The organism is Sandaracinobacteroides sp. (assembly GCF_057137845.1).
Genome location: NZ_DBNHFX010000071.1, coordinates 1 through 9,370 on the forward strand (window position 1 = coordinate 1; position 9,370 = coordinate 9,370).

The following is a 9,370-nucleotide window of genomic DNA, read 5'->3' on the forward strand; positions in this document are numbered from 1 at the left end:
TCGACTGGCCATAGCCCCAGAGCAGCGATGTGGTGGGACCGACCGTAACGTCGGCCGAAACGAAGTAAGGGCCGGGGAACCATGTGTCGCCGGCAACAAGGCCGAACTGGTTCAGGACCGGGTTCCACGCAGCAGCTTCGCCAGCGGCAGTGCCCCACCAGCCGCCACCCAGAGACACATAGGCGTTGCCACCGTTGGCGACGAACGCCCCCATCGCGTTGGTGTCGACGAACTGTCCAAAGTGGAATACCGCGTCATAGTTGCTTGCCACGAGCGGGTCGAACAACGGAGTGTAGCTGACGGTTTTTCCCAGCGACTGGAATTGTGCTGCTGCCATGCTGAGCTGCGCCTGCGATACGCCGCTGCCTCCGGTGAGGAACAGGTAGTTGGTGCCACTGAACGTGATTGCGAGATCGTTGGCGAAGGCCGTTGTGCCTGCGGCATAAGGCGCATCATAGGCGAAGTTGGACAATTGCCATTCATCGCCGGATACAACCAGCGTTCCGGCCGCCATCGCCGCAGACGACACGCCGGCCATGGCCATGGTCAACACAATGCGTAGGCATGCTTTTTTCATGTGATCTCCCTCATGTTTCCAGTTCTGTGGATATTGCAAAAGCTCAGGCACGAGCGCCGGCAGACTTGCGCCTGCGTGCAGCCATGCCGACTAGGCCGAAGCCGGCGATCAGCATCGCCCAGGTGGCCGGTTCCGGCACTGCCGCGACCGACAGTGAAACCCCGCCTCGGTTGTCGGTAAGATGGTCGTCGTAGATGAAGAACTTGACGTCGCCCGCCTGAGCGAGGGTGAACTTCATCGAATAGATTGCGGAATGCGCGAATGACGTGGCCGCCGAGCCGAAATAGCCGTCCTCGCCGCCAAGCGGGCCGAGGCCTCCGGACGCGTCGCCGTCGCCGAATTTGTAAAGCGTCGAATCGGCGATGATGCGGGCGCTGTTCTCCCATCCGCTCCGGCAATGCAGGCCGTCGCCGTTGCAGCCGCTTTCCCCGCTCCACCGGCTGAAGGCGGTGTATGCGTCGGTCACGAACCGGACTTCGTAGGTTCCGGCGTCGAGGCTGACCGATACTGCGTTGGCCCCGTCCATCGACGTGTTGGTCCGCCCGTCGACATTGACGATCGTTGCAGCGCCGACAGGAGCAGAGATCGCCAGAAGAGCGCCAGCAAGCACAAACAGTTTATTCACGAAACGACCCTTTCATACATGGCTACACATTGCCGAGTATGAATCATGCACGTTTCATGCCAATTGCTATTTGGCTGGAATTCAATGAGTTACGCAAGTCGTAGTGGCAGTATATGTAAAGCTATCCGACAGTATTGAAGGCTATTAACCACTTGCCAGCGCCCGATTGTCGGCATGGACTGCCGGATCGGGCGCTGGAACCGGGGGGTGCCTACTGCACTTTCACGCCGACGAACCGCCCGGGCGTGTTGCCACGCTGCACGAACAGCAGCACCGTGTTGCGGCCTGCCTTGCGCGCCTGATTGACGGCGTCGGCCGCCTGCTGCGGGTTGGCCACCTTGGTCTGGTTCACCGACAGGATGATGTCGCCACGTTGCAGGCCCTGTTCTGCCGCATCCGACGAGGGGTTTACGTCGGCGACCACTACCCCGTTCACCGTGTCGGGCAAACGAAGCTGCCGGCGGATTTCCGGCGTAAGCGGCTGAAGAGTGAGACCAAGCGACTTGCGCGCAGCTTCGGATGCGCTTTCCTTGCTGGAATCGTCGCCAGAATTGTCTGACTGCGCGTCCTGCCCAAGAAGCGATGCCTCGGACGGGCGCTCGCCGATCATGGCAGTCAGGGTGACTTTCTTGCCGCCACGGATGATTTCGACGGGAACGCGGGTGCCGATCGGCGTGTTGGCGATGATGTAGGACAGGCTGTCGTCCGGCGTCACGTCCTGCCCGGCGACACGCAGCACCACGTCTCCCTGTTGCAGGCCGGCGGCGCGAGCCGGGCCGCCCGGTTCGACCGAGGCGATGATCTCGCCCTGATTTTTGGGCAGGCCCAGCGACGATGCGATTGCAGGCGTAATTGCCTGAATCTGCACACCAAGATAGCCGCGTCTTACCTTGCCGCTCTTGCGGAGCTGCTCGATCACCGGCTGCGCCAGTTCGGCCGGGATCGCGAAGCCGACGCCGACATTGCCGCCCGTCGGAGAGAAGATTGCCGTGTTCACGCCGATGACGTTGCCGTTCAAATCGAACAGCGGCCCGCCCGAGTTGCCCTGATTGATCGAGGCGTCGGTCTGGATATAGCGGTCGTAGGCGCCGCCGCCCTGAATGCCGCGATGCAACGCCGACACGATGCCGGCCGTTACCGTTCCGCCCAGGCCGAACGGGTTGCCGATCGCGATCGCCCAGTCACCGACGCGGGTGCCGAGGCTGTTGCCGAACTGCACGTGCGGCAGGTTCTGCCCGTCGATCTTCAGCACCGCGAGGTCGGATAGCGGGTCGCGGCCGATCACCTTGGCGCTGTATTCGCGGCGGTCCGACAAGGTCACGGTGATGGTGTCGACCAGTTTCTGGCCGTCGCGGCCGGAAATGACGTGATTGTTGGTGACGATGTAGCCGTCGGGCGAAATGATGAAGCCCGAGCCAAGCGAAGTCGCCTCCCGTGTGACGGGCTGGCCATCGTCGCCCTGCTGTTCCTGAAAGCGGCGGAACAGGTCTTCGAGGTTGGTGCCGGGACCGAAGCGCGGGAAACGGCCGACTTCGACACGTTGCGTCGTCGAGATGTTGACGACTGCGGGTTGCAGCTTCGCCGTGAGATCGGCGAAGCTCATGGGGGCGCCGCGCGGAGGTTGCGCCGGAAGCTGCGCCTGCACCGGCGCCACAGGGGCCTGTGCAGCAGGCTGCGCAAACACCGGGATCGTGGTGGCGACGACCGCTGCAATACCGGCGGACAACCCTGCCGTCAGGATGTTGCTCTTGCGGGATGCGCGTTCAGGCCGGATGGTTCCCTCGGAAATATTGTCAGTCACACTTGGCTCCGCGTCATGGTTCATGGGGTGCTTCTGACCATTCCCGATTTAATCGCCGGTGAATGGTGCAATCAGCACGACGAAGTTGCAGCAGGTCGCGAAGGTGTCTGCATCAGTTGCCGCGACGCCCCTGAAATTCACGCAGGAATTCGTTGGATGGGCTGAGGACCACCTGGCTGTTCCCTTGCGCGAAGCTTTTACGATACGCCTCCATCGAACGATAGAAGGTATAGAATTGCGGATCCTTGCCGAAGCTTTCGGCATATACCCGCGCCGCCTGCGCATCGGCTTCGGCACGGATGATCTGCGCGTTCTTGGCGCCCTGGGCGCGAATGGTCAGTGCTTCCTGCTGACGGGCGGTGCGCATACGCTCGAATGCGGCGTCCAGCGGGCTTCCCGTCGGAAGATCGGCGCGCTTGATCCGCACGTCGATGATTTCGGCACCATAGGCCTTGGCTGAACGGTTCACCGCGTCCTGAATATTTTCCATCGACCGCCCGCGCTCCGGCGACAACATGGTGTCGAAGCGCTGGGTTCCAAGTTCGTTGCGGATGCGCGACGACAGGATGCGCGACAGTTCTTCAGTCAGCCGCTCTTCGGTGCGCACGGTCTGGTACATGCGCACCGGATCGACGATGCGATACCGCGCAAACGCATCGACGACAAGCCTGAGCTGGTCGGTCGAGAGCACCGTCTGCGGCGGAATATCCAGCGATATGATGCGCTTGTCGAACATGATGGCGTTCTGCAGGAACGGCGTGATCATGACGAGGCCCGCCCCGGTCTCACCGAAGCGCTGGTCAGGCTGGAAGGTGTTGACGGTTGCCACGGGACGGCCGAACTGCAGCACGATCGCCTGCTCGTCTTCCGGCACGCGGAGGACAGCGCTGAACAGGATCGCTGCTGCCGCAAGGACGGCAACGCCGCCGCCGATCAGGGTGCGCTGGTTCATCACTGCCCCTCCTGCCCGGCGGCCTTGGCGCGCCGCTGAATTTCCGGCAGCGGCAGATAGGCCTGCACGCCGGGGGCCTCGATCACGGTGGTATCTACCTTGCCAAGAACATTTTCCATCGTTTCCAGATACATCCGCTTTCTGGTTACTTCGGGTGCCAAACGATACTCGGCATAGACCTTGTCAAAGGCCGCTGTTGCACCCGCTGCCTGTGCCTGCACTTGCTGCGCATAGGCACGCGCCTGGTTCAGGAACTGCTGGGCGTCCTGCTGGGCGGCCGACACGTCCTTGAATGATTCATCGACCGCAACCGGCGGATCCGCCTTGTTGATGTCGACACCCTGCACCAGCACGCCCGAACGATAGCTGTCGAGGATTTCCTGCACCCGTTCACGGACCTGTTCGGCAATCGCAGCCCGTTCCGGGCCGATGGCGTTGTTCAAGGTCGAGCGGCCGATGATTTCGCGCATGGCGGATTCGGTTGCATCGCGGACCGTCGCGTCCGGGTCGGCTACCTGAAACAGATAGTCCTCGGCGTTTTTGATCCGCCAGCGCACGGCGTAGGCGATACTGATGACGTTGCCGTCTCCGGTGATCATCAGGTTTTCGTTCTCGCCACTGCCGGAACCGACGAGGGTGGTGCGGATGTCCTCGAATCGGACTTTCGTTACCTGATCGATCGGCGTCGGCAACTTCAGGTGGAAGCCCGGCGTTGCCGTCGAGGAGTATTTCCCGAATCTGGTGACGACCGCCTGTTCGCCTGCACCGACCTGATAGGCGGAAAGTGTAGCGACCAGAATAAGCGCCGCCCCGCCGACGATCAGGCCCCATGGCAGATTGGGCGCCGAGCCGCCTTCGTTGCCGTTGCCGCCGCTGCTTCCACCGCCACCCAGATTGCGCAGCCGCTCCTGGCTGCGGCGGATGAAGTCGTCGAAATCGGGCGTGCCGGGCTGGCGTGAGCGCTCTCCACGCGGGTCAGGCGTTTCGCCCCACGGGTTGCGCGGCCCGTTGCCGCTGCCCTGTGGGCGGTCGCCCCCTTGCGCTCCCCATGGATTTCGGCGCTTGCCGCCTTCGCCCTTGCCGCTCGGATCCTCGCCGTCCTCGTTGTTCTGCCAGGGCATGTGCGCCTTTCTGTCGCTTCCGTCGAACGCAATTGCGGGTCCGGTTGGTCGGGTATAGAGCCGTCGATCACAGAAAGCGAGGGCGCTGATGGTAGACAGGCAGAGCGCTGAACGGTTGCTGGCCGCAATGGCCGATCCCAAGCGTGGCGGTTCCTTGATGGATGGCGGGCGCGTGTCCGGCCTCGTCGTGCGCGACGATGGCAGCGCAGGGCTGGTGCTCGACGTGTCGGACCTTGCCAAGGCCGAGGCGCAGGCATTGGAAATCGCAGTCGGCAAGCGGCTGCGGCTGGGGGGCTTCCAGTCGGTCAGGGTGATTCAGACGGCCGAACGCGGCGCCATGCCCGACGAGGACGCAGCAGCGATACCGGGCGTCCGCCATATCCTTGCGGTAGGCGCTGGAAAGGGCGGGGTCGGCAAATCGACGATTGCCGCCGGGCTGGCGCTGGCCCTGAAGCGCCGGGGCCTGAAAGTCGGGCTGCTGGATGGCGATATTCAGGGGCCGTCCTTGCACATTCTGCTGGGCGTTACCGAAAAGGCGACGGCAACCGCCGAAAAGCGCCTGGTGCCGATCCGCGCGCACGGACTGAAGATGCTGAGCATGGGCGTGATGACCGACCCGGACAAGGCGGTCGCATGGCGTGGCCCGATGGTCGCGGGCGCGATGATCCAGATGGCGACGATGGCCGACTGGGGCGATCTCGACGTGCTGGTGGTGGACTTGCCGCCCGGCACCGGCGACGTGCACCTGTCGCTTGCGCAGAAGCTGAAACCCAGCGGTGCGATCGTCGTTTCGACGCCGCAGGAACTGGCGCGCGCCGACGCGAGGCGCGCGGTTGCCTTTTTCGGCCAGTTGATGGTGCCGGTGCTGGGTGTCGTGATGAACATGGCCGGCATGCCCGGTCCGGGCGGCGCAATGCTCTATCCGTTCGGCCGGCCGGAAGGCGAACTGGCGCCAGGCACACCGACGCTGGCTGAGCTTCCACTCGATCCCGTGGTCGTCGAGGCGTCGGACGCCGGGCGTCCGCTGGAAAAAGGGCCAGTGGCCGCCGGTCTCGATCGGGTGGCCGAAGCGGTGGCCCGCAAACTCAGCCTGTAGCGCGGGCTACTGCCCTGCAACCGTCATGCCGTCGACGCGCAGGCTGGGCGCGTTGGTGGCATGACGCAGCGCAAGGTCGTTTGCGGGGGTCAGGTGCAGGAACATGTCGGCCAGATCGCCGGCGATGGTTGCCTCGGTTACTGGTTCGGCAAGCATGCCGTCGCGGATCATGAACCCCGAGGCCCCACGGCTGTAGTCGCCTGTCAGCAGATTGACACCCATGCCAATGAGTTCATTTACATAGAGGCCGATCTTTATATCCTTGATCAGTTCGTCGAGTGTTACACGTCCTGCTTCCATCCACAGGTTTGAAGTGGAAATGCCGGCCGGTCCGCTGCTGCTGCGGCTGGCGTGGCCGGTAGGCTGACGGCCGAGTTGCCGGGCGGAACTGTTGTCCATCAGCCAGCCTGTCAGCCGGCCCTTGTCGATGATCGAGCGTGGCGCAGTTGGCAGGCCCTCGCCGTCGAACATGCGCGATCGAAGGCCGCGCACCAGATGCGGTTCGTCGCGGATGGTGATACCCGGCGCGAAGATCTGTTCGCCCTCGCGGTCGAGGAGAAAGCTAGTCCGCCGGGCGATCGACGACCCCGTGATTGCCCCCAGCAGATGTCCGATGATCGTTGCCGACACCCGCTTGTCGAACACGACAGGCATTGCGCCGGTCGGGGCCTTGGTGGGGTTCAGGCGCCTGATCGTGCGTTCGCCGGCACGGCGGCCGATGTCGAGCATGCTGTCCAGATCGACGAGGTGGCGGGTAGCGTGCCATGCATAATCCCGCTCGCGCGCGTCGCCGTCTCCGGCGATCACCACTGCCGAGGCAGACACCGACGTGCCGGTGCTGACACCGCGAAAGCCGTGCGAGGTGGCGAGCACGGCAATGCTGGCGCCGGCGCCTGCCGACCCGCCTTCGGAACTGGTGATACCCGGCACGGCGCGCGCAGCGTCTTCGGCCTCCAGCGCCATTTCCTTCAGTCGCGCGGCCGACAGGGTTTCAACGGCCCCATCGAACAGATCGAGGTCGGGGAACGGGCCGGATGCCAGCATTTCGGCTGGCGCCAGAGCGGCATAGGGGTCGCTCGTTGCTTCGCGCGCCATGGCGATTGCGCGTTCCACCGCTTCCGAAAGCGCCATGGGCGACATGTCTGAAACCGAGACCTGTGCGGAACGGTCGCCGAGAAACACCCGCAGGCCGATTTCCTCGCCCTCGGAACGGGAAATGTCCTCGAGCGTGCCAAGCCGCACACCAATACCAGTGGAAGATTCGCCGAAATAGCCGGCGTCGGCGGCATCCGCCCCGGCTTGGGCAGCGAGGCCGAGAAGGTGATCGAGGCGCTCGGTGGCCTGTTCCGGTGTCAGCATCGCGCTGGTCTAGGCGTGCGCACCGAATGCGGCAAGCAGCAGCGGCAAAACCAGCAAGGCGCCGGCAAGCTGGTTCGATCGAAAGCGCATCAGCGCCGACGCGGTATTGCGGCGGTCCAGCGTTGCCACCTGCCAGATGAAGTGCAGCGTGGCCGGCACCAGCCCCCAATAGGCCGTGGCCGACGCCATCCAGCGCCAGAGCGCCAGCGCCAGCAGCGCGATCGTTGCCGCATAAAAGATGCCGACGCCGGGCCTGAGCCATGCCCCCATCGCCCGCGCCGAGGATTTTACCCCGACAAGCGCATCATCCTCGATGTCCTGGGCGGCGTAGATGCTGTCGTAGCCAAGCGTCCAAGCGATACCGGCAGCATAGACCAGCAGCATCACCGGCAGGTCGGCCCTTAATTCCGGTGCAGCGGCCGCCCAGCCCACGGGGATGCCCCAGTTGAAGGTAAGGCCAAGCCATGCCTGCGGCCACCATGTGATGCGCTTCATGAACGGGTAGGCGGCAACCAGCAGCAGCGAAGCCAGCGCCACGATCTGCGCCTGCCGTGGCAGTAGCAGCAGAACGCCAAGCCCCGCGATCGACATTGCCACCAGAAACAGTGTCGCGTGGCTGACGCTGATCGCCCCCGATGCAACCGGCCGGCTGGCGGTTCTGGCAACTTGCCGATCGAGGTTGCGGTCAACGATGTCGTTATAGATGCATCCTGCCGAGCGCATCGCCACTGCGCCGACGATGAACAGCGGCCACAACGGCCACCAGCCCTGAACCGGCGCCAGAAATGCCCCCATCAGGCATGGCCAGAACAAGAGCCAGGTGCCTGCGGGGCGATCGAAACGGGCGAGCCGCGCGTAAAGCGCCATGCGCGGGGGCAGATGATCGACCCAACTGGCGATGGCGTCCGGGGTCATTGAGTCGGCCTGTTGCGTGGCGCGCAGACGCGCCGGTCTGGCCGCATCGTCAGGCGGCGACGTCGAAGGGAACGATCTCGCCCGACAGGTAAAGCTGGCGCGCCTTCACCCTGCTCAGCTTGCCCGACGAAGTCCGGGGCAGGGTGCGCGGCGGAACCAGTTCGACGACGCAGCTCATGCCGGTGATCGAGCGGACCTTGTCGCGGATCGCCTTTTTCAGGCGGGTGCGTTCTTCAAGGTCGGTCGTCCGGCACTGGACGAGGACGGCGGGCGCTTCCTCTCCCTGCGGGGTGGTGATCGAAAAGGCTGCGATGTCGCCCGCTTTGAACCCCTCGAGTTGTTCGATCGCCCACTCGATGTCCTGCGGCCAGTGGTTCTTGCCGTTCAGGATGATCATGTCCTTGGCGCGGCCGACGATGAACAGGTGTCCGTCGACCAGATATCCCATGTCTCCGGTGTCGAGCCAGCCGTCGGCCGAGAGGCAGGCGGCGGTTGCTTCCGGATCGCGGAAATAGCCTTCCATCACCCCGAGGCCCCTGACCAGCACTCGGCCGATCTGTCGATCGGGCAGCACCGCACCATCTTCGTCGCGGATGTCGATGCTGAGACCCTTCAAAGCGACCCCGCAATCGACCACAGCACGATGGCGGGCAGGGCGCTCGTTACTTGAAGGGAGGCTTGCAATGCCTTCACCTGCAAGTTTTTTTTCGTCCACAAGGTCGCAGACGATGCCTTGCCCCAGTGGTGAAACGGTAACGGCCAGCGTTGCCTCGGCAAGGCCGTAGCTGGGGGTGAAGGCGCCGGCGTCGAAGCCCGCATCGGCGAATGCATCGACGAAGGCCTGGCAGATATCCGGCCGGATCATGTCGGCGCCATTGCCTGCGATCCGCCAGCGCGAAAGGTCGAAGCGGCCGGCAACGTCGG

General features: G+C 64.1%; 9 protein-coding genes. 1 reads left to right on the top strand and 8 read right to left on the bottom strand.

The genetic code is table 11. The features are described from left to right. The 5 genes from AC16JP_RS03535 to hflK form a co-directional block, all read right to left on the bottom strand. A partial coding sequence (locus tag AC16JP_RS03535) for a hypothetical protein (protein WP_484339221.1) occupies nt 1-544 on the bottom strand: 544 nt, incomplete at its 3' end. Between the two features lie 76 nt (nt 545-620). After that, nucleotides 621-1,202 carry a PEPxxWA-CTERM sorting domain-containing protein gene (locus AC16JP_RS03540; RefSeq protein ID WP_484339222.1) on the bottom strand — a complete coding sequence of 194 codons (582 nt, stop codon included), beginning with the start codon at nt 1,200-1,202 and terminating at the stop codon, nt 621-623. Nucleotides 1,203-1,413: 211 nt separating this feature from the next. After that, nucleotides 1,414-3,003: a DegQ family serine endoprotease gene (locus tag AC16JP_RS03545; protein WP_484339223.1), complete on the bottom strand. Its 1,590-nt coding sequence runs from the start codon at nt 3,001-3,003 to the stop codon at nt 1,414-1,416. Between the two features lie 112 nt (nt 3,004-3,115). After that, nucleotides 3,116-3,955 carry a protease modulator HflC gene (gene hflC, locus AC16JP_RS03550; protein WP_484339224.1) on the bottom strand — a complete coding sequence of 280 codons (840 nt, stop codon included), beginning with the start codon at nt 3,953-3,955 and terminating at the stop codon, nt 3,116-3,118. Continuing rightward, complete coding sequence (gene hflK, locus AC16JP_RS03555; protein WP_484339225.1) at nt 3,955-5,076, bottom strand: FtsH protease activity modulator HflK; 1,122 nt, start codon at nt 5,074-5,076, stop codon at nt 3,955-3,957. The genes hflC and hflK overlap by 1 nt, the downstream gene beginning before the upstream one ends. 88 nt (nt 5,077-5,164) lie before the next feature. Here hflK and AC16JP_RS03560 point away from each other — a divergent pair, with 88 nt between their 5' ends. Beyond that, nucleotides 5,165-6,172, top strand: coding sequence for a P-loop NTPase (locus AC16JP_RS03560; protein WP_484339226.1), 1,008 nt, complete (start codon nt 5,165-5,167; stop codon nt 6,170-6,172). A 6-nt stretch (nt 6,173-6,178) separates the two neighbouring features. Here AC16JP_RS03560 and AC16JP_RS03565 read toward each other — a convergent pair whose 3' ends face one another. The 3 genes from AC16JP_RS03565 to AC16JP_RS03575 form a co-directional block, all read right to left on the bottom strand. After that, entirely contained in the window at nt 6,179-7,531 is a 1,353-nt protein-coding gene (locus AC16JP_RS03565) for a TldD/PmbA family protein (protein ID WP_484339227.1), read from the bottom strand. A gap of 9 nt (nt 7,532-7,540) precedes the next feature. Continuing rightward, nucleotides 7,541-8,446 carry a 4-hydroxybenzoate octaprenyltransferase gene (ubiA, locus tag AC16JP_RS03570; RefSeq protein WP_484339228.1) on the bottom strand — a complete coding sequence of 302 codons (906 nt, stop codon included), beginning with the start codon at nt 8,444-8,446 and terminating at the stop codon, nt 7,541-7,543. A 49-nt stretch (nt 8,447-8,495) separates the two neighbouring features. Further along, nucleotides 8,496-9,370, bottom strand: an 875-nt coding sequence (locus tag AC16JP_RS03575; RefSeq protein ID WP_484339229.1) for an AMP-binding protein, incomplete at its 5' end; no start/stop codon positions are given.

What these genes read in the sequence shown, in the direction of transcription:
- hflC (WP_484339224.1), bottom strand. Translation starts at nt 3,955, where the DNA reads ATGAACCAGCGCACCCTGATCGGCGGCGGCGTTGCCGTCCTTGCGGCA.
- hflK (WP_484339225.1), bottom strand. Translation starts at nt 5,076, where the DNA reads ATGCCCTGGCAGAACAACGAGGACGGCGAGGATCCGAGCGGCAAGGGC.
- AC16JP_RS03560 (WP_484339226.1), top strand. Translation starts at nt 5,165, where the DNA reads ATGGTAGACAGGCAGAGCGCTGAACGGTTGCTGGCCGCAATGGCCGAT.
- AC16JP_RS03565 (WP_484339227.1), bottom strand. Translation starts at nt 7,531, where the DNA reads ATGCTGACACCGGAACAGGCCACCGAGCGCCTCGATCACCTTCTCGGC.
- ubiA (WP_484339228.1), bottom strand. Translation starts at nt 8,446, where the DNA reads ATGACCCCGGACGCCATCGCCAGTTGGGTCGATCATCTGCCCCCGCGC.